Source organism: Rhodococcus xishaensis (assembly GCF_004011825.1).
In the GTDB taxonomy this organism is placed as follows: domain Bacteria; phylum Actinomycetota; class Actinomycetes; order Mycobacteriales; family Mycobacteriaceae; genus Prescottella; species Prescottella xishaensis.
On the sequence record NZ_RKLO01000006.1, the window covers coordinates 226,966 to 253,396 of the forward strand.

The 26,431-nt window shown below is 66.3% G+C and carries 24 protein-coding genes; 15 read left to right on the top strand and 9 right to left on the bottom strand.

The features are described 5' to 3' along the window. Nucleotides 1–113: 113 nt before the first annotated feature. The 4 genes from EGT50_RS15220 to ygfZ all read right to left on the bottom strand — a co-directional run bounded on the left by EGT50_RS15220 (nt 114) and on the right by ygfZ (nt 3,229). Nucleotides 114–314, bottom strand: a complete 201-nt coding sequence (locus EGT50_RS15220; RefSeq protein ID WP_127955503.1) for a DUF3073 domain-containing protein — start codon at nt 312–314, stop codon at nt 114–116. Nucleotides 315–501: 187 nt separating this feature from the next. Next, complete coding sequence (locus EGT50_RS15225) at nt 502–1,455, bottom strand: asparaginase (protein WP_127955504.1); 954 nt, start codon at nt 1,453–1,455, stop codon at nt 502–504. A 2-nt stretch (nt 1,456–1,457) separates the two neighbouring features. Next, nucleotides 1,458–2,102 carry an MOSC domain-containing protein gene (locus EGT50_RS15230; RefSeq protein WP_127955505.1) on the bottom strand — a complete coding sequence of 215 codons (645 nt, stop codon included), beginning with the start codon at nt 2,100–2,102 and terminating at the stop codon, nt 1,458–1,460. Next, on the bottom strand, nt 2,099–3,229 hold the full coding sequence (ygfZ, locus tag EGT50_RS15235) for a CAF17-like 4Fe-4S cluster assembly/insertion protein YgfZ (protein ID WP_127955506.1): 1,131 nt from the start codon (nt 3,227–3,229) through the stop codon (nt 2,099–2,101). Before ygfZ ends, EGT50_RS15230 begins: the two co-directional genes overlap by 4 nt. A gap of 87 nt (nt 3,230–3,316) precedes the next feature. On the opposite strand from ygfZ, the gene EGT50_RS15240 reads away from it, so the two are divergent. The 6 genes from EGT50_RS15240 to EGT50_RS15265 all read left to right on the top strand — a co-directional run bounded on the left by EGT50_RS15240 (nt 3,317) and on the right by EGT50_RS15265 (nt 11,067). Then, the gene (locus tag EGT50_RS15240; protein ID WP_127955507.1) at nt 3,317–4,177 is read left to right on the top strand and encodes an aminodeoxychorismate lyase; all 861 of its coding nucleotides are present in this window, start codon (nt 3,317–3,319) and stop codon (nt 4,175–4,177) included. 156 nt (nt 4,178–4,333) lie between these two features. Continuing rightward, the gene (locus EGT50_RS15245; RefSeq protein WP_127955508.1) at nt 4,334–5,839 is read left to right on the top strand and encodes a cytochrome ubiquinol oxidase subunit I; all 1,506 of its coding nucleotides are present in this window, start codon (nt 4,334–4,336) and stop codon (nt 5,837–5,839) included. Between the two features lie 9 nt (nt 5,840–5,848). After that, entirely contained in the window at nt 5,849–6,886 is a 1,038-nt protein-coding gene (cydB, locus tag EGT50_RS15250) for a cytochrome d ubiquinol oxidase subunit II (RefSeq protein WP_127955509.1), read from the top strand. A gap of 13 nt (nt 6,887–6,899) precedes the next feature. After that, nucleotides 6,900–8,639, top strand: a complete 1,740-nt coding sequence (cydD, locus tag EGT50_RS15255) for a thiol reductant ABC exporter subunit CydD (RefSeq protein ID WP_127955510.1) — start codon at nt 6,900–6,902, stop codon at nt 8,637–8,639. Continuing rightward, nucleotides 8,629–10,356, top strand: a complete 1,728-nt coding sequence (cydC, locus tag EGT50_RS15260) for a thiol reductant ABC exporter subunit CydC (RefSeq protein ID WP_127955511.1) — start codon at nt 8,629–8,631, stop codon at nt 10,354–10,356. The genes cydD and cydC overlap by 11 nt, the downstream gene beginning before the upstream one ends. A 417-nt stretch (nt 10,357–10,773) precedes the next feature. Further along, complete coding sequence (locus tag EGT50_RS15265) at nt 10,774–11,067, top strand: putative quinol monooxygenase (RefSeq protein ID WP_127955512.1); 294 nt, start codon at nt 10,774–10,776, stop codon at nt 11,065–11,067. A 70-nt stretch (nt 11,068–11,137) separates the two neighbouring features. Here EGT50_RS15265 and EGT50_RS15270 read toward each other — a convergent pair whose 3' ends face one another. From EGT50_RS15270 to EGT50_RS15285, 4 genes are all read right to left on the bottom strand, one after another. Further along, nucleotides 11,138–11,842 (bottom strand): FABP family protein, encoded by a 705-nt coding sequence (locus EGT50_RS15270; RefSeq protein ID WP_127955513.1) that lies wholly within the window; start codon nt 11,840–11,842, stop codon nt 11,138–11,140. A 190-nt stretch (nt 11,843–12,032) separates the two neighbouring features. Beyond that, a complete protein-coding gene (locus EGT50_RS15275; protein WP_127945760.1) occupies nt 12,033–12,338 on the bottom strand; it encodes a DUF1416 domain-containing protein in 306 nt (101 codons plus the stop codon). A gap of 5 nt (nt 12,339–12,343) precedes the next feature. Next, a complete protein-coding gene (locus EGT50_RS15280) occupies nt 12,344–13,177 on the bottom strand; it encodes a sulfurtransferase (RefSeq protein WP_127955514.1) in 834 nt (277 codons plus the stop codon). A 345-nt stretch (nt 13,178–13,522) separates the two neighbouring features. Next, on the bottom strand, nt 13,523–14,305 hold the full coding sequence (locus EGT50_RS15285) for an LmeA family phospholipid-binding protein (RefSeq protein ID WP_127955515.1): 783 nt from the start codon (nt 14,303–14,305) through the stop codon (nt 13,523–13,525). Between the two features lie 140 nt (nt 14,306–14,445). Here EGT50_RS15285 and EGT50_RS15290 point away from each other — a divergent pair, with 140 nt between their 5' ends. From EGT50_RS15290 to pstB, 6 genes are all read left to right on the top strand, one after another. Beyond that, on the top strand, nt 14,446–15,216 hold the full coding sequence (locus tag EGT50_RS15290; RefSeq protein WP_127955516.1) for a winged helix-turn-helix transcriptional regulator: 771 nt from the start codon (nt 14,446–14,448) through the stop codon (nt 15,214–15,216). Then, on the top strand, nt 15,217–16,140 hold the full coding sequence (gene mshD / locus EGT50_RS15295; RefSeq protein ID WP_127955517.1) for a mycothiol synthase: 924 nt from the start codon (nt 15,217–15,219) through the stop codon (nt 16,138–16,140). Nucleotides 16,141–16,370: 230 nt separating this feature from the next. Beyond that, nucleotides 16,371–17,489 carry a phosphate ABC transporter substrate-binding protein PstS gene (gene pstS / locus EGT50_RS15300; RefSeq protein WP_127955518.1) on the top strand — a complete coding sequence of 373 codons (1,119 nt, stop codon included), beginning with the start codon at nt 16,371–16,373 and terminating at the stop codon, nt 17,487–17,489. Between the two features lie 60 nt (nt 17,490–17,549). Continuing rightward, complete coding sequence (gene pstC / locus EGT50_RS15305; protein WP_127955519.1) at nt 17,550–18,602, top strand: phosphate ABC transporter permease subunit PstC; 1,053 nt, start codon at nt 17,550–17,552, stop codon at nt 18,600–18,602. Between the two features lie 3 nt (nt 18,603–18,605). After that, nucleotides 18,606–19,511 carry a phosphate ABC transporter permease PstA gene (gene pstA / locus EGT50_RS15310; RefSeq protein WP_127955520.1) on the top strand — a complete coding sequence of 302 codons (906 nt, stop codon included), beginning with the start codon at nt 18,606–18,608 and terminating at the stop codon, nt 19,509–19,511. Nucleotides 19,512–19,606: 95 nt separating this feature from the next. Beyond that, the gene (gene pstB, locus EGT50_RS15315) at nt 19,607–20,383 is read left to right on the top strand and encodes a phosphate ABC transporter ATP-binding protein PstB (protein WP_127955521.1); all 777 of its coding nucleotides are present in this window, start codon (nt 19,607–19,609) and stop codon (nt 20,381–20,383) included. Here the strand turns inward: pstB and EGT50_RS15320 are convergent. Further along, nucleotides 20,359–21,405, bottom strand: a complete 1,047-nt coding sequence (locus EGT50_RS15320; protein WP_127955522.1) for an endonuclease/exonuclease/phosphatase family protein — start codon at nt 21,403–21,405, stop codon at nt 20,359–20,361. The genes pstB and EGT50_RS15320 overlap by 25 nt on opposite strands. 277 nt (nt 21,406–21,682) lie before the next feature. On the opposite strand from EGT50_RS15320, the gene EGT50_RS15325 reads away from it, so the two are divergent. From EGT50_RS15325 to EGT50_RS15335, 3 genes are all read left to right on the top strand, one after another. Next, a complete protein-coding gene (locus tag EGT50_RS15325; RefSeq protein WP_127955523.1) occupies nt 21,683–22,903 on the top strand; it encodes an ABC transporter substrate-binding protein in 1,221 nt (406 codons plus the stop codon). A 61-nt stretch (nt 22,904–22,964) separates the two neighbouring features. After that, the gene (locus EGT50_RS15330) at nt 22,965–25,706 is read left to right on the top strand and encodes an ABC transporter permease subunit (protein WP_127955524.1); all 2,742 of its coding nucleotides are present in this window, start codon (nt 22,965–22,967) and stop codon (nt 25,704–25,706) included. Further along, nucleotides 25,703–26,416 carry an ABC transporter ATP-binding protein gene (locus EGT50_RS15335; protein ID WP_127955525.1) on the top strand — a complete coding sequence of 238 codons (714 nt, stop codon included), beginning with the start codon at nt 25,703–25,705 and terminating at the stop codon, nt 26,414–26,416. The genes EGT50_RS15330 and EGT50_RS15335 overlap by 4 nt, the downstream gene beginning before the upstream one ends. Nucleotides 26,417–26,431 lie beyond the last annotated feature (15 nt).

Below are 26,431 nucleotides of genomic sequence, written 5' to 3' on the forward strand. Positions count from 1 at the left end.
TGTCGTCGATCGTGTTCGGGATGATCACGAACACCCACGCAAGTACCACGAATGAGGGGGAGCCCAGGTGGCTCCCCCTCATTCGTGTGCTTTGAGGCGTATCGGTTCGACGCTCAGCGACGCCAATCCTCGTAGTCGTCCTCTTCCCATTGGGAGCGACCATCCTGATCGGAGCGCTGATCCGCGAGGATGCCGTTTCGCGACGAGTTGCCCGAGAGCTCTCGTTGCAGGCTGTCGAAATCCGTGGCCGGAGAACTGTATTTGAGTTCCCGTGCAACCTTGGTCTGCTTTGCCTTAGCCCGGCCGCGGCCCATGGCTGACCCCCTCGCGCTTTTCGCGGGGCGGCCTGGGGAATTTGGCGGCCCCGCGTTGAGTGTTGAATGTTTTCCTGACCAACACTCTAGCGTGGAAAAGTCCGTTCCGCCTCCAGGTCCCGCTACTGGCTGTGTCTGGTTTGTCTCAGCAGGCCCGTGAACTGGTGTGATGTCAGAACTCTGCAGGCTAGAACACACCGGGGATAGCTCGAATTGTGCCTACACGGGCGCCGCCACCGAAGACCGGCTGCGACGCCAGTGCGGCGTGGTCCTCCGACCACGTCACACCTAGCCGGTGCAACAGGGCTGCGGTCAAGGGCAATCGGGCACGTTCGTGGCCGTCGTCGATCTTGAGTGCGAAAGCGGTGCCGTCCGGCAATGCACCGGCATGAACGCCGTCGGCCCCGGCCTTGCACAGCAGTCCCGGCACCGCAGGCATCAGTCGCGCGTCGTCGCGGCCGGTCCCGGAGATCAGGTGGGGGTGCGTGCGGATCGCTTCGGCGACTCGATGTTCGGGTGTGCCGGGAGCGGCGGTGACGAGCGTCGAGAACGCACGTGCCAGGTTCGTGAGCGAGAGCGGGATGATCGGCAGCCCACAGCCGTCGATGCCGAGTTCGGACTCGGGTTCGCCGCTGAGTTCGGCGATCGTCTCGATGACCACCTGCTGCAGCGGGTGGGTCGGGTCGAGGTACGAGTCCAGGGGCCAATCGTTGGCCACGCATGCAGCGAGCATCGCTGCGTGTTTGCCGGAGCAGTTCATGTAGACGGTGCGCCGAGGCTTGTCGGTCGCGATTACCGCCGCACGGGCCAGCTCGTTGGCCGGCAGCTCCGGCGGACACAGGAGGTGGGTCTCGTCGAGGCCGATCCGGCGCAGGAGCTTCTCGACGAGCGCGACGTGTTCGGGCTCGCCGTCGTGCGAAGCTGACGCGATCGCCAATTCCTCGGTCGAGCCGGGCGTGAATCCACTGCGGAGCACCGCCACCGCCTGCATCGGCTTGTTCGACGACCTCGGGTAGATGGGGGTGTGAACCTCGCCGAGCGAGAGTGTCGTCGTACCGTCCGGCGCCAGCACCACGAGCGACCCGCGATGAACACATTCCCGGAACCCGGACCGAACGACCTCCACCAGTTCGACGCTCACGACTACACCCGCTCTCCCGCACGATTCAGGAATTTCCGGACGCGCGCTTCAGTCACGGCCGCGAGATTCGGTTGCTGAGCAAGGAGGACCCGCAGCCTGTCCGGGTCGTCGCCGACGAACACGTCTCGGACCGTCACGCCGTGCGCCGGAACCGACAAGATCTCCACCGGGTCACCGGCCCGAAGATGCCCGGGTGCCAGCACCCGTAGGTAGGCGCCGACGTCGGCGCGGTCGGTGAAACGCTCGATCCACCGGGGTTCGCCTGTCCAGTGCGCGAATGTCGCGCACGGCACCCGCGGATGGGTGATCTCGAGTTCGGTGGTCCCGATCCGCCAGCGGGTGCCGATCACCGCGTCCGTCGTGGCCACCCCGGCCAGTCGGAGGTTCTCCCCGAACCAGCCAGGTGCCAGCGCTCGGCCCAGTTCGCGGCCCCAGCGGTCGGCCTCCGCCGCAGAGTAGGCGTAGACCGCCTTGTCCCGCCCACCGTGGAACTTGGTGTCACACACGTGGTCACCGGTGAGGCCGTCCGGCGTGACGAGCACGGGGCCGTCGACAGGCCGTTTGTCTATGGCGGTACGGGGCGCACGCTTGCTCGGTGTGTCGCGTTCGGCGAACACGACACACACCGCCTCTACCCGGCCGGTCACCGTCGGCCACGCAACCGGTCGACGGCCTCCCGCCCCGGCTGCACCTCGTCGTGTGCAGGCACCGAGTCCTCGTCGATCGACGCGGCACATGGTCCGGTTGCCAGCGCAGTGTCGGCGGGCACGGTCCGCTTCATCAGCGCGAGCGCGATGGGTCCCCATTCGAAGTGGTCGACGACGGTGCCGAGACGTCCGACGGTGCGGCCGTCCGCGGTCACCGCCTCACCCACCTCCGGGCGTCCCTCGGCGGAGCCGTCCAGGTGCAGCATCACGAGGTGTCGTGGGGGCTTGCCGAGGTTGTGCACGCGTGCGACGGTCTCCTGACCGCGGTAGCAGCCCTTGTCGAGGTGGACGGCACCGTGCTCGTCGGGGCCGCCGATCCAGCCGGCCTCATGGGGAATGGTCCGCTCGTCGGTGTCGACGCCGATCCGTGGCCGGAGGCTTGCCACCCGCAGAGCCTCGAAGGCCCACGACCCAGCCGGACGTGCCCCCGCTTCGGTGAGTGTGGCCCACCACCGCGTCAGGTCGGCGCGCGGTACCAGCAGGTCGAACGAGTCCGTTGTGGGCCACGGCATGCGGCGCACGAATCCGCCGCCGGCCAGTGGCGTCACCGCGTAGGTGGCCGGCAGCTCGGCAATGCCCAGCGCCGCGAGGATCGCGGGGGAGTTGGCATCGGGACCGATCAGGCTCAGTACCGCCATGTCGCTGCCGTCGCGGGGTTCGGCCTTGGCCCAGAACACCATCTTCGTCAGGAAACTCAGCAGTGAAGCGCCCCGATCGGCTTCGGTATCGATCCACGTCACCCCGTCGACGTCGGTCTGTACCCAGTGGTGCTCGATCCGACCGTTGACGTCCAGAGACAGGTTCTCGGCGCTCGTACGGTCGGGCAGCGCGGCGACATGCTGGCTCGAGATGGTGTGCAGCCACGTCAGGCGCTCGTCGCCGGAGATCGCGATGACGAATCGGTGGGAGCGGTCGACGACCGCAACCGACCCGGTCGCGGTGCGCTGCTCGGCGAACGGGTCGCCGTAGTGCCAGGCCACGCCGGCGTCGGGCGAACCTTCGGGAGGCGGCACGGCGCCGGGTACGGACAGCAGGGGACTGGGTGCAACGCGCGGGGTGTCAGCCACGGTCCCATTCTATGAGCGGGGTTCGGGCATGCCTGACGATGCATCGTCCAAATACGGGTTATGCCAGTTCTGGCTAAGGTGGGGCGCATGGCTGATCAGGTGCTGGTTACGTTGGACGGCCAGGTGCGCGACGCCGACGCGCCGTTCCTGTACGCAGACGACCTCGCCGTGGTTCGCGGTGATGGCGTGTTCGAAACGTTGCTGGTGCGCAACGGTAGACCGTGCAAGGCCGAGTTGCACCTGGCTCGGCTGGAGTCGTCGGCGCGCGCCCTAGAACTGCCGTGGACCGGGCGCGGACCGTGGACGCACGCTGCCCGGGTGGCGGTTCGGGAGTGGGGAGGCGACCGTGACGGATGGATGCGCCTGGTCCTGAGCCGCGGACGCGAGATGGGCGGACCACCGACAGCGTTCGTGACGGTGGGCCCTGTGGCTGAACGGGTACTGCGCGCCCGGAGAGACGGGATCTCGGCAATGACGTTGCCGCGGGGCATCTCGGTGGATCTGTCTGCCGCCGCGCCGTGGGAGCTGGCGGGTGCGAAGACGTTGTCGTACGCCACGAACATGGCAGCGCTGCGGTACGCGCAGGCAAGGGGCGTGGACGACGTCGTCTTCACGAGCAGCGAGGGCAGGATTCTCGAGGGTCCGCGGTCGACGGTCGTGATCGCTCGGGGTAAGAGATTGATCACTCCACCGCCCGAGCAGGGCATCCTCGCCGGCACCACGCAGAAGGCGCTTTTCGAGGTGGCACCGGACAAAGGGTACGTATGCGAGTACGCACCCCTGTACCCCGATGATCTCCTTGCAGCGGAAGGGGTTTGGATGATGTCCAGCGTCACTCTCGCCGCTCGGGTGCATACCCTCGACGGCACCGCGCTGGCGCCCTCGGCGGCGGCCGAGGATGTGGCCTCGATGGTCGAGTTGGCGGTCGAGGCGGTCGGGGCGGGCTGACTCCAGTTGGGCTTGAACCGGACGGTCTACTACATTTCGTAGTAGCAAGGAACTGCGGGTACCTCCGTCCCGCAGTAGCTTTGTGAACAGGGATCGAGCGGCCACCCACGTCTCGATCCCGAAGCCTGTCGTACGGGTCGAGTTTTCGGAGTAGCCATGGACGTCCTGGATGTCTCCCGGTGGCAGTTCGGCATCACCACCGTCTATCACTTCATCTTCGTTCCACTCACGATCGGACTGGCCCCGTTGGTCGCGATCATGCAGACCATGTGGGTGGTGACGAAGAAGGACCACTGGTACCGCCTCACCAAGTTCTTCGGCAAGTTCTTCCTCATCAACTTCGCGATCGGCGTCGCGACAGGCATCGTGCAGGAGTTCCAGTTCGGCATGAACTGGAGCGAGTACTCCCGATTCGTCGGTGACGTCTTCGGAGCACCCCTCGCGCTCGAAGGTCTCATCGCATTCTTCCTGGAATCGACGTTCCTCGGCCTGTGGATCTTCGGCTGGACGCGTCTGCCCAAGGGTGTTCACCTCGCGACGATCTGGCTGGCCGCGATCGGTGTGAACGCGTCTGCATACTTCATCATCGTCGCGAACTCGTTCATGCAGCATCCAGTCGGTGCGCGCTTCAATCCGGAGACCGGGCGCGCAGAGCTCGAGAGCATCTGGGCGCTGCTGAGCAACAACACCGCAGTCGCGGCGTACCTCCACGCGGTCGCCGGCGGCTTCCTGACCGCGGCGACGTTCGTGGTCGGCATCGCCGGGTGGTGGATGGTGCGCAACATGCGCAGGTCCAAGACTGCACCACCTGCGGAATCCGAAGTCCTGGTGCGGGATGCGCGTGAGATGTTCCGTCCGGCAGCACGACTCGGCATGCTCGTGATGATCATCGCCGGTGTCTCGATCATCTACACCGGTGACATGCAGGGCAAGCTCATGTTCGAGCAGCAGCCGATGAAGATGGCGTCGGCGGAGTCGTTGTGCAACACCGAGACCGATCCGGACTTCTCGATCCTGACTGTCGGTACGCACAACAACTGCGACAGCGTCACGCACGTTCTCCAAGTGCCCGGTGTACTGCCATGGCTGGCAGAGGGCAAGTTCAGCGGCGTCACGCTGCAAGGCGTCGAGGACCTCCAGGTGCAGTACGAACAGCAGTTCGGTCCCGGAAACTACCGTCCGAACCTGTTCGTCACCTACTGGTCGTTCCGCGCGATGATCGGCCTCGGTGTCGGCGCGCTCACACTCGCGCTGGCCGGTCTGTGGGTCACCCGCAGGGGCCGCGTCCCGGACCAGAATTGGTTCAAGTGGTTGTGCCTCATCGCGATTCCGACACCGTTCCTCGCCAACAGTGCCGGCTGGATCTTCACGGAGATGGGTCGCCAGCCGTGGGTGGTGCATCCGAACCCAACCGGAGTCGACCTGATCCGGCTCACCGTGGACCAAGGCGTCTCCGACCATCCGGCCGGACTCGTCCTGACGTCACTGATCGTGTTCACTCTGCTGTACGGCGCGCTCGGGGTCGTGTGGTTCTACCTGATCCGGCGGTACGCGATCGAAGGCCCGTCGCCGCACGACGAGCATCCGCCGGGCGAGGGACCGAAGGGCGGCGGACCGGGGGAACCGGAGTCCGAAGAAGAGCAACTGTCGTTCGCGTACTAGGAGAGCGTCATGGGACTGCAAGAATTCTGGTTCATTCTCATCGCGGTGCTCTTCACGGGCTACTTCGTGTTGGAGGGCTTCGACTTCGGCGTCGGCATGCTGATGTCGGTCCTGGGCAAGACGGACAACCGTCGCCGCGTGCTCATCAACACGATCGGGCCGGTATGGGACGGCAACGAGGTGTGGCTGATCGTCGGTGGCGGCGCGCTGTTCGCGGCCTTCCCGGACTGGTACGCAACGCTGTTCTCCGGTTTCTATCTACCGTTGCTGATCATCCTGGTCGCACTCATCTTGCGGATCTGTGCGATCGAGTGGAGAGGCAAGATCGACGACGACAGATGGCGTCGGCGAGCGGATCTCGGGATCATGATCGGCTCTTGGGTGCCGGCGGTGCTGTGGGGCGTCGCGTTCGCGAACATCGTGCGCGGCGTTGCGATCGACGCCGACAAGAAGGTCACGTCGAGTTTCTTCGACCTGCTCAACCCGTACGCGTTGCTCGGTGGGATCACCACCGCGCTGGTGTTCGCGTTGCACGGCGCGGTGTTCATCGCTCTCAAGACAGCCGACGACGTCCGAATCGACGCCGCGGACCTGGCGAAGAAGCTCGCGATCCCTACCGTGCCGATCGCAGGTGGGTTCGTGCTTTGGACCCAGTTGGCCTACGGCAAGGGTTGGACTTGGATCCTCGTGGCCATCGCCGCCGTCGCCGTCATCGCCATCGCGCTCTTGACCCGGTCCGAGCGCGAAGGGTGGGCCTTCGCATTCACGACGCTCGCGGTGATCGCGACGAGCGTGCTGCTGTTCGCATCGCTGTACCCGAACGTGATGCCGTCGACGACCGACCCGGCGTTCAGTCTCACCATCGAGAACGCGTCGTCGAGCCATTACACCCTTATGGTGATGAGTTGGGCCGCAGTGGTTCTCACCCCGATCGTGCTCATCTACCAGGGTTGGACGTACTGGGTGTTCCGCAAGCGGATCTCCACCAAGCACATCCCGCCGTCGATCGGACTGCCACCCAAGGCCGGATCCACGAAGGCCGGATGAGAACCGTGGTCCGATGAGTACCTGGACCGATCGCCCCGCCCCGTCGCGACGACGGGCGGGGAACGAGGAGGCGGGACGACGGAGGGGTCCCGTCGATCCCCGCCTGTGGAAGTACTCCGCGTCGGCGCGCGGCTACCTGGTTCTCACCGTGGTGCTGTCCGTCGTGAACGTCGCGATGGTGATCGTCTCGGCGGTGCTGATCGGCACGATCCTCGCCGGGGTCATCACATCGGACCGGCGAACCGTCGCGGACTGGCGCACCGATCTGATTTTGCTGGCCGCCGCCGTAGCTGTGAGGGTGCTGGTGGCATGGCTGCACGCGCGCTACACCCACCGGGCCGCCAACCGGGTGGTCTCGGAACTCGAGGTCGAGGTGCTACGGGCGGCGGTGCGGATGCCGCCGCGGGACCTCGACCCGCGCCGCGACGAGATCGCGACGGTCCTGACGCGGGGAGTGCGGGCACTCGCGCCGTATTTGACCGGCTACGTTCCCGCGCTGATCCTGGCGGCGACGCTGACGCCGGCGACGTTCGTGGTGATCCTCTTCCAGGATGTGACCTCGGCGATGATCGTCGTCGTCACACTGCCGCTGATCCCGGTGTTCATGATCCTCATCGGGCTTCTCACCAGGGGGAAGTCCGAGCAAACGCTGGCCGCGCTGACTCGGCTGTCGGCCCAGTTGTTGGATCTGATCGCAGGGCTGCCAACGTTGCGGGCGCTCGGACGGGAGCACGGGCCGGCGGCCCGCATTCGGGAGCTCGGCGACGCGCATCGCAAGACCACGATGTCGTCGCTGCGGGTAGCGTTCCTGTCGTCGATGGTGCTCGAGCTGCTCGCGACGCTGTCGGTGGCGCTGATTGCGGTCAGCATCGGCCTGCGCCTGGTCTTCGGCGACATGGACCTGGAACCGGGCATCGTCGCGCTGATTCTCGCTCCCGAGGTGTATTTGCCGCTCCGCGTGGTCGGTGCGCAGTTCCATGCTGCCGAGGACGGTCTCGCGGCCGCCACCAGGGCATTCGGTGTGCTCGACCGATCGCCGCGGCACGTGGAGTCCGGCACCGTCATGGTCGACGCGAGCGGTGCCGTCGTCGAACTCGCTGGGCTGACCGTACGGTCGCGATCGGGCACCGCCCCCAACCGGTTGAATGCACGATGCGCTCCTGGCGAGGTGACGGTGCTCACCGGCGCCAACGGGTCCGGCAAGTCGACCGCATTGCAGACGGTTCTCGGGCTCACCTCCCCCGACGACGGTTCGGTCCGGGTTGGCGGTGTCGACGTAGCCGAACTCGACCCAGCGCAGTGGTGGGCGCAGATCGCCTGGCTGCCACAGCATCCGGTGATCGTTCCGGGGACGCTCGCGGAGAACCTCGCACTGGTCGGTGACGTCGACCTCAAGTCGGATGTTCTCCAACAGGCGTGTCGCGCAACGGGGTTCGATTCGGTGCTGCTCGAACTGCCGCGCCGATGGGACACGGTGGTCGGGGCCGGTGGGCTGGGACTGTCCCTCGGTCAGCGTCAGAGGTTGGCCCTGACGCGACTGCTGGTGTCGCCGCGGTCGGTGCTACTGCTGGACGAGCCCACCGCACACCTCGACGACGACACCGAACGGACGGTGCTGACGTCGTTGCGTGAACTCGCCCGAGCCGGACGCACAGTCGTCGTGGTCGGCCACCGGCCCAGCGTGTTGGCCATCGGGGACCGGGTGATCGAAGTCGAAGCCAGGAAGGAGAGCGGCGCGACTCATGAATCGTGATCTGCTGCGGGCGATCCGCCTGCTCGACCTGTCACCGCGTAGGATTCTGGCTGCCGTCGCCGCGGGTGTCGCGACCCTGGGCAGCGCCCTCGCCCTCGCCGCTCTGTCGGCCTGGCTGATCACCCGGGCGTGGCAGATGCCGCCAGTGCTCGACCTGACGGTGGCGGTGGTCGCCGTGCGCGCCCTCGGTATCTCCCGTGGCCTCTTCCGCTACCTCGAGCGTCTTGCGACACACGACGCTGCGCTCCGTGGCACGACATCGGCGCGGACGATGATCTATCGACGTCTCGCCGACGGTGACCCCGCCGCCGCGGCGGGTCTTCGACGCGGAGACCTGTTGGCCCGCACCGGTGCCGACGTCGATGCGCTCGGGGACGTGGTGGTGCGAGCACTGATCCCGATCGCGGTTGCCTGCGTCTTGGCGCTGAGCGCGGTCATGCTGCTCGGGCTCATCTCGCCGGACGCCGCGCTCGTCCTGGCGGCATCGCTCCTGGTGTCCGGCGTACTCGCACCGTGGTTGTCAGCGCGTGCGGCCCGTCTGGCCGAGTCGGAGAGCGCGGCTGCGTCGGCAGTGTTCAGCGAGACCGCGGTAACCGCGCTCGATCACGCCGCCGAGCTACGGGTGGCCGGTCGCCTCGGCGATGTCCTCGGACGCGCCGAGACCACGAACCGGGCGGCCGTCCGCGCCACTGATCGCGCGACGATGCAGGCGGCGTTCGCTGCTGCCGCGACGCCGCTCGCGATCGGGGCGAGTGTCCTGGGTGCGCTGCTCATCGGCATCACGCTCTACGGACCCGACGGCGGCACACCCGGCGGGATGACGCCGATGGCGCTCGCGATCCTGGTGCTCGTGCCGCTTGCCGCTTTCGAGGCGACCGGCGCGTTGCCGGCGGCTGCCGTCGCGCTGACCCGGGCCCGGATCGCGTCGGGGCGGATTCTCGCTCTCGTCGACCGCGCCGGTGAGCCGCGGCCGGAAGGGACGGAGGTGCCGTCCGGGCCGGGCCACCTTCGTGCCCGCGAGCTGCGCTGTGGGTGGCCGGGGAGCGAACGCGCGACCGCACCAGTCAGCCTGGACATCGCTCCGGGAAGCCGTATCGCGGTCGTCGGTGCCAGCGGAGCCGGTAAGACCACGCTCCTCATGACGCTGGCCGGACTGCTGCCGCCCTGCGGTGGGACCGTGTCGAGTGACGGAACACCGCTCGAGCGCTACCGGCTGGACGACCTGCATCGCATGATCGGCTTCTTCGCGGAAGACGCCCACATCTTCGACACGTCTGTCCTCGAGAATCTCCGGGTGGCCCGGGGTGACCTGACCGACGCCGCCGCCCTCGGGGCGTTGCATGCCGTCGGCCTGGGGGAGTGGGTCGACCAGCTCCCACGCGGCGTGCACACGCCGCTCGGTGGTGGTGCCCGAGCGATCTCGGGGGGCCAGCGCCGACGACTGCTGCTCGCGCGGGCACTGGTGTCGCCGGCCCGGGTGCTGCTGCTCGACGAGCCCACCGAACATCTCGACGCCGCGGACGGCGCGGCGATCCTTCATTCCCTCCTCGACCGGGAGTCCTCCCTGGTCGAGGAGGATCGCACGGTGGTCCTCGTCACGCATCAGCTGCCCCCCGAAACGCGGGTGGACCGAGTCGTGACAGTTGGCAGCGACCGGGGTGACGTGGGGGACCGTGCCGACGATCCGGTCGGGTTCGATCCTGCTCACCATGCTTGACCACCGCCTCGGCTCCGCCGACATGATCGGTTCGCCTGTCCCCGATCCCCTTTGACCGAAAAAGTCATTGCCGACAGTTCGGGTGAGGGCGTACTTTCTTCCGTACACGAGGAAGGAGGTGGTCTGAAGTTGAATGACAAACGGACACGTGAGGTGGCTGCCAGCTAGCCGCGGAGCTCTCGGAATTCACTGACCGCCTTGCGGCTGGCGAATCCCAGGCAGTTACCCGACCCCCGAACCCTCCGGCCATGTCCAGGCCGGAATCCCATGTACGACGCGCCTAGCGTCGCCAATGGACGGGTTCGGGGGTCGCTGCATCTCGGGGGTCTCAGCTTCTCGGGGGCCGCGCGCGGCAGGGGCCGATATGCTTCTTCTCAGACCGGCCCGCGGGTGGCTGGGCTACGTGAGGGGTGGCCGATGTCCGATCTGCATGTCGTCGCAACCGTTCAAGCCAAGCCGGGCTCCGAGGAAATGGTGCGAGACGGGTTCCCGCCACTGGAGGTGGCGACGCGCAAGGAAGAGGGCTGTGTGTCGTACCAGATTTTCGAATCCACAACCGCCGTCAGAACCTTCGTCGTGCTCGAGGTATTCGAGAGTCAAGAGGCATTTGACGCTCACCTGCAGACGCCGCACTTTCAAGCGTGGATGAACACCTTCGGCGAGCACCTGACGGGCGCCCCAGTGGTGCACATTCTGAAGGCGCTTCCTTGATCCACGTAGGTCGGCTCGGTGACTACATCAACCGGGACCGCATCGGCTACACGGTCGCGACCGCGGTCTCTCAGCCGATGTAGCGCTGCAGACGCGCGGAGAAACGAGGTTCGAGCGCTCCGTCGGCGATGACACGCTCCTCGACGTAGGCCAGGTCACCGTCCTCGACGATGCCGTACAGGCGCTTGGCACCACCGATCAGCTCACCGGATTGGCTACGGATCACCACGTCAGTCGCCAGCTCCCACGACGACTGCGTCAGGGCCTCACCGTAGAACAGTTCGACGACCCCGGACGCGTGCGCGAGCAAGAGCTCGAGCGCTTCCTCGTTTTCGCTACCAGGCGCACCGTCACCGGAGACCCTCCAGAAGCCGGTCTCGCGCTGATCCGGGCCCGCGTAGCCGCCCGTGTCGTCGAGACGCCACGAACGCGACTCCCACGACAGGTAGTTGCCACCGTCGTGTGAGACGACGATCTGCTGACCGAAGCGGTAGTCGCCAGTCTCGGGATCGCGACCCTCCCCCTCGCCACGCCACACGCCGACCATCGGCAGCAATGCGAGCATTCCGGGATGCAGGTCCGGCCCCAAGCGCAGGTTGGCAGTGTCTGGCAACGGGAGATCGGGCAGGTTCGCGATGTTGCGCCCCGCAGTCTCCTTCGCACGCTCCGCCGCACCTGCGACCGCGCGGTCACCGCTACCTCGGACGACGTCCGAATCGGCGCCGTCACGGTGCGGAGGCGTCGACTCGGGGTCCGTTTCCCGGCCCTGACTCACGGCTTGTCAGTGACCAGCCGGTACACGACGTAAAGCGAGAACCAGGTGATCAGGAGCGCGGCAAGAACAAGCAGAACCTCGAAGAAAATGACCACGGCGCCCATCTTAGACCGGGTCCCAAGGGCCAAACCGAAGAGGGGCGCCGTTCCTGTTGGAACGACGCCCCTCTTCGGTTGCGGCAAGGATCGATCTACTTGGCGACCGTCACATCGACGTTGTGGACGCCTGCGCCGGACGGGCTTAGCCGTACGTCGCCGTTGCCGGAGCTGGACAGCGCACGCACCTTCCAGTCCCCAGGGGCAGCGAAGAATCGGAAGTCGCCGGTCGCGGAGGCGACGACCTCGGCGGTGAACTCGTCGGTGCCGTCGAGTAGACGGACGAACGCGCCACCGACCGGCTGGCCATCAGCGGACAGCACACGGCCGGTGATGACCGTCTCCGTCTCGACGTTCACGCCAGCGGGCAGGGTCTGGGTCTGAACAGGTGCTCCGCACATATCTCTTATGCTCCCAACTCGATTGGTGCGCCGACCAGCGAGCCGTACTCGACCCAGCTGCCGTCGTAGTTCTTCACGTTCTTCTTGCCGAGGATCTCCTGCAGCACGAACCAGGTGTGGCTCGAGCGCTCACCGATGCGGCAATAAGCGATGGTCTCCTTGGAATCGTCGAATCCCTTGTCCGCATACAACTTTGCGAGGTCCTCGTCGGACTTGAACGTGCCGTCCTCGTTGGCGGTGGTGCTCCACGGGATGTTGATGGCACCCGGGACGTGGCCGCGCTGTTGAGCCTGCTCCTGCGGCAGATGTGCCGGAGCGAGAATCTTGCCCGAGTACTCGTCCGGGGAGCGGACGTCGACCAGGTTCGCCGCGCCGATCGCCGCGATCACGTCGTCACGGAACGCGCGGATCGAGGTGTCGGGCGCGGAGGCCTTGTACTCGGTGGCCGGACGGGTGACCGTCTCCTTCGACAGCGCACGGCCGTCGAGTTCCCACTTCTTGCGGCCGCCGTCGATCAGCTTGACGTCGTTGTGGCCGTACAGCTTGAAGTACCAGTAGGCGTACGCCGCGAACCAGTTGTTGTTGCCGCCGTAGAGCACCACGGTGTCGTCGTTGGCGACACCCTTCGCGGACAGGAGGGCGGAGAACTGCTCCTGGTTCAGGAAGTCGCGGCGCACGCCGTCCTGCAGGTCCTTCCGCCAGTCGAGTTTGATCGCGCCCTCGATGTGGCCGCCGTCGTACGCGGCGGTGTCCTCGTCGACCTCGATGAAGACGGTCTTGGGGGCGCTGAGGTTCTGCTCGGCCCAGTCTGCGGAGACCAGGACGTCGGAGCGAGCCATGGATTGTCCTTTCGGTTCGTTACGGCGTGTGGTGAATTCGTGAACAGGCTGCGCGAGCACGGCTCGTGCGGTCTTGAGGGGGGTGGTCCCGGGAATCAGGCCGTTTGCGGCGGATTCGGCAGGTCACCGATCACGGACGGGAACGTCGGTCAGCGATGGAGACGCTGGTTACGGGACGAGGAGTCGACCGTCGTGATCAACAGCAGGGACAGCAACAACCACCGAGGCGGCACAGATCGACTGCGCGGCGACGGGTGAGCATCAGCTCGTGGTTGGCGAACACGTGGTGCAGCGTACCCAATTCTCGAGGACTTGGGTCGTCGGGGGCTGAGAAGACGCGTCGGGTCACACCTTCGTCTGCAGATTGTCGAGGTTGATGATCAGGTCGTCGCCCGATCCTTCGATCACGATCTGGGAGCCTTGCGCGTAGACGTCGGTGGGAATCACGCCGAATGGCAGGGACTGCGGGTCGATCGTCTTGGTGAAGCGGTCGAGCACGCCCTGCCGAAGCGGAGTAGGCACCGAAAAGTCTTCCTGACCCTCCGGCCCGAAATAGAAGTCGGTGGCGACGATCATCAACTGCTCGCCGCGCAGTACCAGGTCGGCCTGCACGCTGACCGACTCTTGCAGCGGGCCCACCGGCACGGTTCCCGTGAACACGATGCCGCCGGTGGTCGGGGAGCCGGAGCCGCCCGAGCCCCCGGTGCCGTCGGACCTGTCTGCCGGTGGCGCAGACACCTGCAGGTCGGGAATGCCGAGGAACTTTCCCAGATCGGTGGGGTCGATCATCATCCGACCTTCCAGGTGGTCGACCGGTACCTCGCGAACCGACCCTTCGACGATCGCGGAAGCCGGGACCGACACCCCGTTCAGCGTCGCCTCGATCGTCACGTCCCCGATCATCTCGTTCGGCACCTGGCGTGCCCGCACCTCGACGTCGTCGTATTTGCCCTTCCACGCCTGGGTGAGGAACGGGAAGCCGTGGATGGTGACCTCTGGGTCGGCGGTGAGGGAGCCGCCCTCGCGCAGGGCACGCGAGACCTGGTACTCGGAGTAGGCGGCCGCGCCGAAGTCGACGACCACAACGAGTCCGATAAGGCACGCCAGTCCGATTATCAGTTTCCGCACTGCACCATTCTTACCGGCGATGCCAGGTACCGGTGGGACGGTAAGCTGCGAAGTCGCGCTAATCTGTGCGCGAACAAGAACGTCGGTCCACTCGGTGTCGGCCCTTCGCCGGCACCCGCGCCGCGAGAGAGGGAGGTTGAGTGGAGCTACTTCTTCTGACCTCCGACCCCAATCCGGAGACGGTGCTGCCCTCGTTGGCTCTGCTGTCGCATTCCGTGCGCCCCGCTCCGACAGAAGTGTCGTCCCTGCTCGAGGCGGGTTCTGCGGACGTGGCGATCGTCGATGCGCGGACCGACCTCGCCGCTGCTCGCGGGTTGTGTCGGCTGCTCGGTAGTACGGGATCGGCAGTCCCCGTGGTCGCGGTGCTCACCGAGGGCGGCCTCGTCGCGGTCAATTCGGACTGGGGTCTCGACGACATCCTTCTCCCGACGACGGGACCGGCCGAGCTCGATGCGCGGCTGCGCCTGCTCGTCGGCCGTAACGGCGGTCCGGAAAGTCCCGAATCGGCGGGAAGGATCACCCTCGGCGAACTGGTGATCGACGAGGGTACGTACACCGCACGGCTGCGGGGTCGTCCCCTGGACCTGACCTACAAGGAGTTCGAGCTCCTCAAGTACCTGGCCCAGCACGCGGGACGGGTGTTCACCCGGGCCCAGCTGCTGCAGGAGGTGTGGGGTTACGACTTCTTCGGCGGCACCCGTACCGTCGACGTTCACGTCCGACGCCTGCGCGCCAAACTCGGTTCCGAGTACGAGTCCCTCATCGGTACCGTCCGCAACGTCGGATACAAGGCGGTGCGGCCGGCGCGTACCCCGAACCGTCCCGGCTCCCAGGGCGAATCCCCCGACTCGGATTCGGACTCGGATTCGGAGGCCCAGGACCTGACCCCTACCAACGAATCGGCGTACTAGATGAAGCGTCACCAACTCGACTGGATCGATTCACCAGTGGTCGAGGTGGTGCGCCGTCTCATCGACCGAGCCACGGTGGAGGACGGGACCGCACCGGTGTCCGAGCAGGCGGTGCACGCCCTCGAAGGATCGGGCGACGCCCGGCACCTGGTGAGCACTGTCGACGGTGCGGTTGTCGGCTACGCCCAGCTCGAGCCCGGCCACGGTGACCATCCGCCGATGGCCGAGGTTGTCGTGGATCCCTCGGACCGCGGTGCCGGTATCGGCGGACGGCTGGTCGCGGAGGTGCTGCGGGCGGGCGGGCCGGGCACCCGGGTGTGGGCGCACGGCAATCTGCCGGCCGCGATCGCCGTCGCGCGGCGACTCGGCCTCGTCGGTGCCCGCGAACTGCTGCAGCTGCGGCGTTCACTGACGACGCCCCAATTGCCCGACGTCGTCGTTCCCGAGGGAGTCACGCTACGGACCTACCGTGGCCACGAGGACGACGCCGAATTGCTGCGGGTCAACGCGGAGGCGTTCGCCTGGCATCCGGAGCAGGGGACGTGGACACAACGCGAGATCGATGAGCGTCGCGCGGAGGCGTGGTTCGACCCGGAGGGGCTGTTCCTCGCCTTCCCGAGCGGCGGAGACTCCGCAGTCGACGCGACCCGCCTGCTCGGCTTCCACTGGACCAAGGTTCACCCGCCGGAGAACGGCAGCCCGGCGCTCGGCGAGGTCTACGTCGTCGGTATCGATCCGGCGGCGCAGGGGCGCGGCCTGGGCCGTGTGCTGACTCTGGCGGGCTTGCACCACCTGCGGGACCGAGGTCTCGGCACGGTGCTCCTGTACGTCGAGGGCGACAACACCGCGGCGCTGCACACGTACGAACGGCTCGGGTTCGAGCAGTTCCACATCGACGTCGCGTACGCGTCGCGGCACGACTGACGCGGACACGTCGCGGCCTGACTGATCGATGCGACCGCCAGTGTGACCCACGCCTCGCGAGATTCCCCTAGGGTGTTCATCTCCCGTTCACCGAAGGAGGGCCATCTGGCTACCGCGGTTCCTTAGTTTCTGGGCTGGGTAGCGCAGGGCTGCCCGGTGCGGACCTGTACAGGCCCGTGCCACCATGCCGCCCGATTACGGGCCAGACGCTAGAACAGCGGAGGACAAGGGTGAACCTCAAGCGAAACGGCGCATTGCTCGGAGTGGTGGCCGTCGGCGCCATGACCCTGGCGGCCTGCGGCAGCGACAACAACGCTGGATCGTCGACCGTCGACACGTCGGCATCGGAGGCGTCGTGCGAGGGCAAGGAAAGGCTTTCCGGCGCAGGCTCGTCCGCGCAAAAGAACGCGATGGACCAGTTCACCTCCAGCTACATCGCGGCCTGCCAGCAGAAGGGTGTGTCCGTCAACGTCGCGTACAACCCCAGCGGCTCCGGTGACGGCCGCACGCAGTTCATTGCGGACCAGGTCGACTTCGCGGGCTCTGACTCGGCCATCAACGGGGAGCAGGCCGATCTGGCCAGGGAGCGCTGCGCGGGCAATGACCCGTGGAACCTGCCCCTGGTGTTCGGTCCGGTCGCGCTCGCGTACAACCTCGACGGCGTCGACGACCTGGTGCTCAGCGGCGAGACCATTGCGAAGATCTTCAACGGGGGAATCACGCGATGGAATGATCCGGCCATCGCCGAACTCAACCCCGATGCCGCGCTGCCGGACGAGGAGATCAGCCCGATCTCCCGTTCCGACTCCTCGGGCACCACCGACAACTTCCAGAAGTACCTGATGGCCGCATCCAACGGTGCCTGGACCGCCGGCGCGGGCTCGGACTTCATGGGTGGCGTCGGTGAGGGCGCCAAGGGCTCGGCCGGTGTCGCGCAGGCCGTCTCCTCCGATCCCGGTTCGATCACCTACGTCGAGATATCGTTCGCCGATCAGCAGAACCTGCCGGCCGCGCAGATCGACACCGGATCCGGCCCGGTGGCGCTGACGCTGGAGACGGCGTCGAAGGCCATCGAGGACGCGGCGTTCGCGGGCTCGGGCACGGGTGACATGACGCTCGACCTGACGTCGATCTACGGCACCAACGAGGCCGGCGCCTACCCGCTGGTCCTCGCGACCTACGAGATCGTGTGCTCCGGCGGCTACGACGCAGAGACCGCCGCCGCGGTGAAGTCGTTCCTGACCAGTGCCGCGAACGAGGGCCAGCAGACCCTGGGTGAGCAGGGGTACGTGCCGCTGCCGGAATCGTTCCGCGAAAAGCTCGACGAATCGATCGCGGCCATCGGCTGATCGCGAATTATCAACCCTCGGACCGCCCGTCTATATTCGGACAGAGAAACATGAGCGCAGATGACTGACGCGAGCACACAGTCGACACCACGCGCCACAGGCCCCGCGGGCAGCGGGGCCGAGGTGGGCGGTCCGAGCGGCACTCCGGAGGCCCCGATCACTTCTTCACAGGCAACGAAGACCAAGACGGTCACCCGTCCAGCCGATCGGATCTTCGGGTCACTAGCGTCGGGGTCTGCGGTCTTCGTCACGCTGCTCGTCGCGGCCGTCGGCATCTTCTTGGTCTGGCGCGCGGTTCCCGCGCTCCAGCGCAACGAGGCCAGCTTCCTCACCAGTCGGGTATGGGAAACCACGAACATCGACGACATGGCGTTCGGCGTCATGGACCTGTTCATCACGACGGTGAAGGTTTCGGTGTTTGCGCTCATCCTCGCGATGCCGGTCGCGCTGGGTATCGCGATCTTCCTCACGGAGTACGCGCCGGCGCGCCTCGCGCGACCTCTCGCATACGCGATCGATCTGCTCGCCGCGGTGCCGTCCATCGTCTACGGCCTGTGGGGTCTACTGGTGTTTGCTCCGGCCGCCGCGCCGGTCGCGATGTGGCTCAACGAACATCTCGGCTGGATCCCCTTCTTCGCGGACGGTTCCGGTTCGATCGACGCCGGTGGAACTGTCTTCACGGCCGGCATCGTGTTGGCGGTGATGATCCTGCCGGTCATCACAGCGGTCACTCGAGAGGTGTTCGCACAAACTCCGAAGTCGCACATCGAGGCGGCGCTCGCGCTCGGAGCCACCCGCTGGGAAGTGGTGCGCACCACGATCATTCCGTTCGGTAAGTCCGGCTACATCAGCGGCTCGATGCTGGGCCTAGGGCGCGCGTTGGGTGAGACGATGGCGCTGTACATGATCCTGCGGACCACCTCGATACCGGCGACATGGCTCTCGCTCAATGATTCCGGTTCGACGATCGCCTCCAAGATCGCGCTCGGATACGCCGAGTTCAACAACAACATCCAGGCGGGCGCCTACATCGCCGCCGGTCTGGTCCTCTTCGTGCTCACCTTCGTGGTCAATGCGGCTGCTCGCGCCGCGATCGCCGGAAAGCGAGACTGACCGATGACCAGCGTTCTCGACAGGCCGATCAAGGCGCCCGCGTTCCAGGGCGTCGGATTCCGGCGACGTCTCACCGATCTCACCGCGACGATCCTGGTAACCCTGTCTGTCATCGTTGCACTCGTGCCGCTCGTGTGGGTGCTGTGGACAGTCGTCGTCGAGGGCTTGCCGGCCATCACGTCGCAGACGTGGTTCACGAATTCGTTCAGCGGACTGTCCGCCTCCGCGATGGGTGGCGGCGTCTACCACGCCCTCGTCGGCACCCTCATGCAGGGACTCGTGTGCGCAATCCTGGCGGTTCCGCTCGGCCTGTTCGTAGCCGTCTACCTCGTCGAGTATGCGGGCAACTCGCGGCTCGGCAAGCTCACGACGTTCATGGTCGACATCCTCTCGGGTGTCCCGTCGATCGTCGCGGCCCTGTTCATCTACGCGCTGTGGATCGCGACTTTCGGCTTCCCCAAGTCGGCGTTCGCGGTGTCCCTCGCCCTGGTGTTGCTGATGGTTCCGGTGGTGGTCCGCAGCACCGAGGAGATGCTGCGGGTCGTGCCGACCGACCTGCGGGAGGCGTCTTACGCGCTGGGCGTGCCGAAGTGGAAGACCATTGCGCGCATTGTCGTTCCCACCGCGCTGCCGGGCATCATCACCGGCGTCATGCTGGCCCTCGCCCGTGTTCTCGGTGAGACCGCTCCGCTCTTGATCCTGGTCGGCTACGCGCCATTCATCAACTTCGACCTGTTCGGCGGGGAGATGGGCACCCTGCCCGGTGTGATGGTCGCGGAGATGAACAATCCGACCGATGCCGGGTCCAACCGGATCTGGGGCGCGGCGCTGACCCTGATCCTGCTGATCGCGATCCTCAACGTCGTCGCGAAGGTAATCGGTCACTTCACGTCGGTGCGTAAACAGTGAGTACCGCAACCGCGTCGATCAGCCCGATCGGCTCACGCCGCGGGCCTTGTCAGTTGATACTCGAGCTAACGCTCACACCACTAGGGAGCCGTTGAATGGCCAAGCGTCTGGATCTCAAGGACGTCAACATCTATTACGGCAAGTTCCACGCCGTCGCCGATGTCGGGCTGTCGGTCCCCCCGCGCAGTGTCACCGCGTTCATCGGCCCGTCGGGCTGCGGCAAGTCGACGGTGCTGCGGTCGCTCAACCGCATGCACGAGGTGACGCCAGGTGCCCGAGTAGAGGGCTCGGTCCTGCTCGACGGAGAGGACATCTACGCCTCCAGCGTCGACCCGGTCGGTGTGCGCAAGACGATCGGCATGGTGTTTCAGCGTCCCAACCCGTTTCCGACGATGTCCATCCGTGACAACGTGGTGGCGGGGCTCAAGCTGCAGGGCGTGCGCGACAAGCGGAAGCTCGACGAGATCGCCGAGCAGTCGCTGCGCGGCGCGAACCTGTGGAACGAGGTAAAGGATCGTCTGGACAAGCCGGGCGGTGGCCTGTCGGGCGGTCAGCAGCAGCGTTTGTGCATTGCCCGTGCGACCGCGGTCTCTCCCGACGTGCTGCTGATGGACGAGCCGTGTTCGGCGCTGGACCCGATCTCGACGATCGCGATCGAGGACCTCATCACCGAACTCAAACAGGACTTCACGATCGTCATCGTCACGCACAACATGCAGCAGGCTGCCCGTGTGAGTGACCAGACGGCGTTCTTCAACCTCGAGGCCACCGGCAAGCCGGGCCGACTGGTCGAGATCGACGACACCGAGAAGATCTTCTCGAACCCCGCACAGAAGGCGACCGAGGACTACATCTCGGGCCGATTCGGCTGAGCGGCCGCCCGATCGCCGGGCGGTGCCACGGCGGTGGGATCACCGGGGCCACGTAATCGGATGTCGGCCACCAAGCCGTGATGATCCGATCCGACGATCTCGATGCGGTCGAGGCTGGTTGCGACGGCGCCCTTGGTGATGATCCGGTCGATGCCGGTGACGGCGGGAAACCACCTGTTGGCCGGCATGGTCGGCACCAGTCCGGCGCCCACCTGGTCGGCAGCGTCGGCGTAGCCGTTGGCGAGCAGGTCCCGATACTGGCGCTGCGGGTAGCTCGCGTTGAAGTCTCCGCTTACGACGACGTTGTCACGCAAGGTGTTCGCCGCCATCTCGTCGCGCACACCGCGTAGTTCCTCGGCCCACATCTTCGCGGGGAACAGGAAGGCGGGCGCGGGATGGACAGCGACGAGGGCAAGCGGTTCCTCGAGGCCAACGTCGACGTCCGCAGTGAGATTGGCCGAAAGGTATCCCGCGAGATGGCGGGTGTTCGACAGCGGGAAGCGACTGTAGATTGCGCCACCCAACCCGTCGGGGCTGTCGGAGACGACGAACTGATGTGGCAGCAACTCACCGAGTCCGGCTGCGCGCAACGCCTCGGCCGACTCGTCGGTGATCTCTTGCACCGTGAGAATGTCAACCTCACGGTCACGAACCGTTTCAACCAGGTTGACGGGATCTGCTTGTCCCACTTTGATATTGGCTTGCATGAGACGAACCGTGGGACCCGTGGCGTCGGCGGGATCGATGCCGCTGGCGCCGGGGATGTAGAGGGGGGCGAGCACTGCCGCGCCGACCGCGCAGACGGTGAGACATGCCGCCTGGACGGCCCACTCCCTGGCCACTGCGGCGACAACGGCGCCGCCGAGAGCGATGACGAGCAGTGTCGGGGTCATCGCAGCCAGCAGGACAGGGATACGTCGGTCCACTGCGATCATCGACGCGACCAGCCCGGCGGCGCCCAGCGCGCCGCAGGCTGCCGCGAAGACCCGGGCCATGTTGCGGGCGGTGCGGTGGTCGATCATCTTTCGATCATGCCCGCTTCCACGGTGCTCGGCCGCTACGACCGGTTGCTTCTCGAGTGATAACCATAGGTGAGCTGGGCATAGTGGGAGGCTCGAGGTCCTCTTGGGCACCGGTGATTTGCAGGCAATTGTCCGAATCGCCCAAAAATTGCTCGATGTTTAACTACGCTCCTGCGGCAAGTCGGAAGGGCACCAGGCGGCGCCAAGGGGGACGGCGTGTGGTTCGAGTAGGGGTGCCCGGTTCCGGAAGTGCAGTGCCCACCGGGAAGGACATCACGTGAAACTGAAGACCTTTGCTCCGTCCATCGCAGCCCTCGCAGCCGTCGGCCTCGTGGCCTCGGCTTGCGCCAGCGACGACTCCGAGGCAACGCCCATGAACGCCGCGACCGGCGAGCCCATCAAGGTCGGCCAGATCCTCTCGATCGAGGCCGGGGGCCTGTCGGTCGCGAGCCAGGCTGCCGGGATGACGGCGTCGATCGAGGCGTTCAATTCCCGCGGCGGCGTATCCGGACGCCCGCTCGAGTTGATCCAGTGTGACTCGATGGGTGATCCGAACAAGGAAGTCGACTGTGCGAACAAGATGGTCAGCGAGGGCGTGACTGCGACGCTCGCAGACTTCACACCGGCCTCGCCGGATTCGGTGTCCGAGATCCTCGCGACGGCCGGAATCCCGCGAATCGGCATGAACCCCATGGCCATCGCGGACTTCACCGCGGCCAATGTGTTCACACCGTTCGCGGGATCGCTGCTGACCCTCTACGCGAACATCGATGCGCTGGTGTCCGACGGCAAGACCAAGCTGACATTGATGCGTCCCGACTCGCCGGTCGCGGCGATGCTGAGCCAGATGCTGGCCCCGGCGGTCCAGGCCAAGGGCGCTGAGATCGTCAACGAGGTGGCGGTCGGTGCGGGAGCGACCGACTACACACAGTTCATTGCCGCGGCCGAACGCAACGACGCGCAGGGCGTGATCATGGCGCTCCCAGCCACCGAGGCCAACCAGATCGCCGATGCGTTCGAGCAGCTGAGCTCCGATCTCGGATTCGCATTGGCGGCAACCGGCTTCACCGAGGAAGACCTCCAGAACCTTGGATCCTTCGCGACGTCGGCGATCTACACGAGTCCGGTTCCCGCACCCTCGTCGAGCACCGACGACTTCCCTGGTCTGGAGCCGTTTCTCGACGACATGCGCGCCGCAGGTAGCGAGGATCTCGAACGGCAGAACCTGAACGGCACGGAGATATTCTCGTGGCTTTCGGTCCGCGCATTCGGTGAGGTCGCCTCGACACTGGACACCATCGACTCGGCCACGGTCATGCAAGGGTTCGAGAACGCACAGGACATTGACATGCTCGGTCTTGTGCCGACCTGGACGCCGAATGATGTGGAGCCGCTCGGCATCTTCGAGAGGGTGTCCAACACGATGATGTACAAGATGGCCTTCGACGGTGACGTCGTGGTCACCGACCCGAACATGTTCGACCTGCGTATCCAGTAGCCCTGATGGTGCGGGTCCGGCCCAGCGAACCGGACCCGCACCGGTCTCCCCGGAGGTTCGCATGACGGAACTGCTGCAGTTCGCCATCCTCGGGCTCGGCGCCGGCTCGGCCTATGCCCTGCTCGCGCACGGGGTGGTGCTGGTCTACCGCGGATCGGGCGTGGTCAACTTCGCGCAGGGCGCGATGGCGATGGTCGCGGCCTACGTGTGCCTGGAAACCTTTCAGCGTGAGCAGGGTTGGTCGTTCCTGACGTCGTTCGTGGTGGCCGTGCTGGTGGTCGCGGGAATCGGATTCCTGTTCCACCAGTTGGTGTTGCGCTGGCTGGCGACCGCGGCGCCGATCGTCCGGCTTGCCGCGACACTCGGGCTCCTGGTGATTCTCCAGGCCGGAGTCCAGCAGTTCTACGGATCGAAATCGACCCGGGTACGGTCCTTCCTGCCGAACGACGTCTATCACTGGGGCGACATCGTGGTGCAGCAGGACCGCCTGATCCTGCTCGGCATTGCGGTGGCAACGACGGTGGCGTTGTGGGCGGCGACCCGCTTCACCCGAGTGGGACTCGCGATCACAGCGGCTTCCGAGAACGAGCGTGCAACAGCCGCTCTCGGGTGGTCACCGCAGCGCCTGGCCGCATTGACCTGGACCGTCGGCGGTGGCCTCGCGGGCGCCGCCGGAATCCTCGTCGCACCGCTCACAGGACTCACGCCCACTGCGTTCGTCGTCATCGTCACGGTCTCGAGCCTCGCGGCCGCGCTGCTCGGCGGATTCCGGTCTTTTCCGCTCACGCTCCTCGGCGGGCTTCTCCTCGGCGTGGGAGAGAGCGTTGTCGTTCTCTACCAGGACGACATCCGCGATCTGCTCGGTATGCAAACGCTCACCGGCATCAATCGTGCGGTCCCGTTCCTGGTGATCCTCGTCGTTCTTGTCGTGCGCGGGAAAGGCCTGCCACTGCGTAGCCACGTGACCGACCGGCTCCCGAGACTGGGGACGGGGCGGATCGTTTGGCCGGCAGCGATTGTCGCAGTCGTGGTGATCGGTGTCGTGGTGGGGTCCGGCGGCGATTGGTTGCGGTCGCTGACGGCGACGTTTGCCGCGGCAGTGTTCTTGCTGTCGATCGTGGTGCTGTCCGGGTTCGCGGGACAGTTGTCGTTGGCGCAGTACACCGTCGGCGGACTCGGTGCTCTGGTCGCAGCGCGACTGATCGGCCAGGCGGGATGGCCGCTCATTCCGGCAGCGTTGGTCGCCATCGTCGGGGTGATCCTGGTAGGTGTGCTGTTCGCGCTCCCGGCGTTGCGGACCCGAGGCGTCAATCTTGCCGTCGTCACACTCGGTCTCGGCTTCACGATCCAGGAGATGGTGTTCAACAACCCCACCTTCACCGGTGACAAGGTACAGGGTGCCGTGCGGATCGATTCGGTGAGCCTGCTCGGATTCGACGTTTCGGCCGCCCACCACCCCGAGCGGTGGGCCCTGCTGTGTCTGTTCGTCCTCGTGGCGTGTGCCCTCATGGTCGCAAACCTGCGGCGCTCGCGAACCGGACGACGGCTGATCGCGGTGCGCACCAACGAGCGCGCCGCCGCGTCGCTGGGGATCAGCGTGTTCGCGGTCAAGATCTACGCCTTCGCGCTAGCCGCCGGTCTGGCTGCCGCTGCAGGAATCCTGTTGGGACTGCGCAACATTGCCGTCACGTATTTCGAGTTCAATGTCTTCGCGTCGATCAACGCCGTCGTGCAGGCCGTTTCCGGAGGCCTGGGGTACGTGCTCGGCGCCGTGATCGGCGGGCTGCTCGCTCCAGGTGCACTGCTGAGCCGCCTGTTCGAGGGCGGCGCGACGTCCGGAGCGGTCTCGACGCTGATCGGCGGTGTCGTGCTGATCGTGATCCTGCTGACCAATCAGAACGGCATCGCCGACATGCTGTCCCGCGTGGGTGGGGCGGTCGAGCGTCGGTTCCGGCGGCACCGCCCACGGCATAGCTACGTGCACGACCTGCAGGAGGTAAGGGACTTCGACCTCGATCCGGTACCGCCGCGCGGCCTCGCGCTGCGTGATCTCACGGTGCGTTTCGGGGGTGTGACGGCCGTCGACGGGGTGAGCCTCGAGGTAGCCCCGGGGCAAGTGGTGGGGCTCATCGGCCCGAACGGTGCCGGCAAAACCACGGTGATCGACGCCGTCACCGGCTTCGTTGCTCCCGAAAGGGGGCAGGTGTTGCTCGGCGAAGTCGACGTGATCGAGTGGAGCGCCGCACGGCGTTCGAGGGCGGGGATGCGGCGGTCGTTCCAGTCGCTCGAACTCTTCGAGGACATCAAAGTTGCCGAGAACATCCACGCCGGCGCGGACGACGCTCCGTGGTGGACGTGGCTGACGGATCTGATCCGTCCTGGCCGACACCGGTTCTCGGCAACGGCGTCCGCCGCGGTCGTCGACTTCGAGCTCGAAGACGATCTCGACGCGATGCCGGGCGAACTCGCCTATGGGAGAAGAAGACTCGTCGGCATCGCTCGAGCGGTCGCGGCGGGGCCCTCGGTCGTCCTGCTCGATGAGCCTGCCGCCGGGCTGGACGAGGTGGAGAGTCGCGAGCTGGCGGACGGAATCCGTATGCTCGCGGACCGCCGTAGGGCGGCAGTGCTGTTGGTCGAGCACGACATGGATCTGGTGATGTCGACATGCGATCGGATCGTTGTCCTCGAAGGCGGGCGGGTGATCGCGGACGGTATTCCGGAGGAGGTTGCCGCTGACGAGAGGGTGCGGGTGGCGTATCTCGGAACACACGACGACAGCGAGATGACAGGAGTCACACCGTGACGACGACCGAGCAGCGGACGAACATCCTCGAATTCAAAGGTGTGAGTGCGGGATACGGTGGTGTCACGGTGTGCCGGGACGTGAACCTGACGGTTCGGCCCGGCGAGGTGGTAGCCCTTATCGGCGCCAACGGAGCCGGTAAGACCACGACGATGCGCACGGCAGTGGGGGAGTTGACCCCGATCTCCGGTCAGGCGCGGGCGCTCGGGCAGACGCGGAGGGCTTCGCTACCGCAGCTGGCGAAACGAGGTCTGAGCTATGTGACCGAGGAAAGATCGATGATCATGACGCTCACGGCGGCCGAGAACCTGCGTCTAGCAGGGGTTTCCGCTGACGCGGCATGCGTGATCTTCCCGGATCTGCGCCCGCTGTTACGTCGACAGGCGGGGCTGCTCTCCGGCGGCGAGCAACAGATGCTCACGCTCGCCCGTGCGCTGGCGCGCAAGCCGCGACTGCTGCTGGCGGACGAGCTGTCACTAGGACTGGCACCGCAGATCGTCAGCCGGCTGCTCGCGGTGGTCCGCTCCGCCGCTACCTCGGATGGTGTCGGAGTGCTGTTGGTGGAACAGCATGTTCGACAGGTGCTCGAGGTGGCCGACCGCGTCTACGTGATGCGGCGCGGTCGTGTCATCCGGGAAGGTACGGCGACCGAGATCGCCGCAGACCTCGAATCCGTGCAGCGGGCGTACCTGATGGGAGATAGCGATTGAGAGCCCGCCGGGGCG

Bases quoted from the DNA above. Each gene is read 5' to 3' on its own strand.
- EGT50_RS15220 (WP_127955503.1), bottom strand. From the start codon at position 314: ATGGGCCGCGGCCGGGCTAAGGCAAAGCAGACCAAGGTTGCACGGGAA.
- cydD (WP_127955510.1), top strand. From the start codon at position 6,900: ATGAGTACCTGGACCGATCGCCCCGCCCCGTCGCGACGACGGGCGGGG.
- EGT50_RS15240 (WP_127955507.1), top strand. From the start codon at position 3,317: ATGGCTGATCAGGTGCTGGTTACGTTGGACGGCCAGGTGCGCGACGCC.
- EGT50_RS15330 (WP_127955524.1), top strand. From the start codon at position 22,965: ATGACGGAACTGCTGCAGTTCGCCATCCTCGGGCTCGGCGCCGGCTCG.
- mshD (WP_127955517.1), top strand. From the start codon at position 15,217: ATGAAGCGTCACCAACTCGACTGGATCGATTCACCAGTGGTCGAGGTG.
- EGT50_RS15275 (WP_127945760.1), bottom strand. From the start codon at position 12,338: ATGTGCGGAGCACCTGTTCAGACCCAGACCCTGCCCGCTGGCGTGAAC.
- EGT50_RS15280 (WP_127955514.1), bottom strand. From the start codon at position 13,177: ATGGCTCGCTCCGACGTCCTGGTCTCCGCAGACTGGGCCGAGCAGAAC.
- pstA (WP_127955520.1), top strand. From the start codon at position 18,606: ATGACCAGCGTTCTCGACAGGCCGATCAAGGCGCCCGCGTTCCAGGGC.
- EGT50_RS15320 (WP_127955522.1), bottom strand. From the start codon at position 21,405: ATGATCGACCACCGCACCGCCCGCAACATGGCCCGGGTCTTCGCGGCA.
- cydB (WP_127955509.1), top strand. From the start codon at position 5,849: ATGGGACTGCAAGAATTCTGGTTCATTCTCATCGCGGTGCTCTTCACG.
- pstB (WP_127955521.1), top strand. From the start codon at position 19,607: ATGGCCAAGCGTCTGGATCTCAAGGACGTCAACATCTATTACGGCAAG.
- pstC (WP_127955519.1), top strand. From the start codon at position 17,550: ATGACTGACGCGAGCACACAGTCGACACCACGCGCCACAGGCCCCGCG.
- cydC (WP_127955511.1), top strand. From the start codon at position 8,629: ATGAATCGTGATCTGCTGCGGGCGATCCGCCTGCTCGACCTGTCACCG.
- EGT50_RS15265 (WP_127955512.1), top strand. From the start codon at position 10,774: ATGTCCGATCTGCATGTCGTCGCAACCGTTCAAGCCAAGCCGGGCTCC.
- EGT50_RS15245 (WP_127955508.1), top strand. From the start codon at position 4,334: ATGGACGTCCTGGATGTCTCCCGGTGGCAGTTCGGCATCACCACCGTC.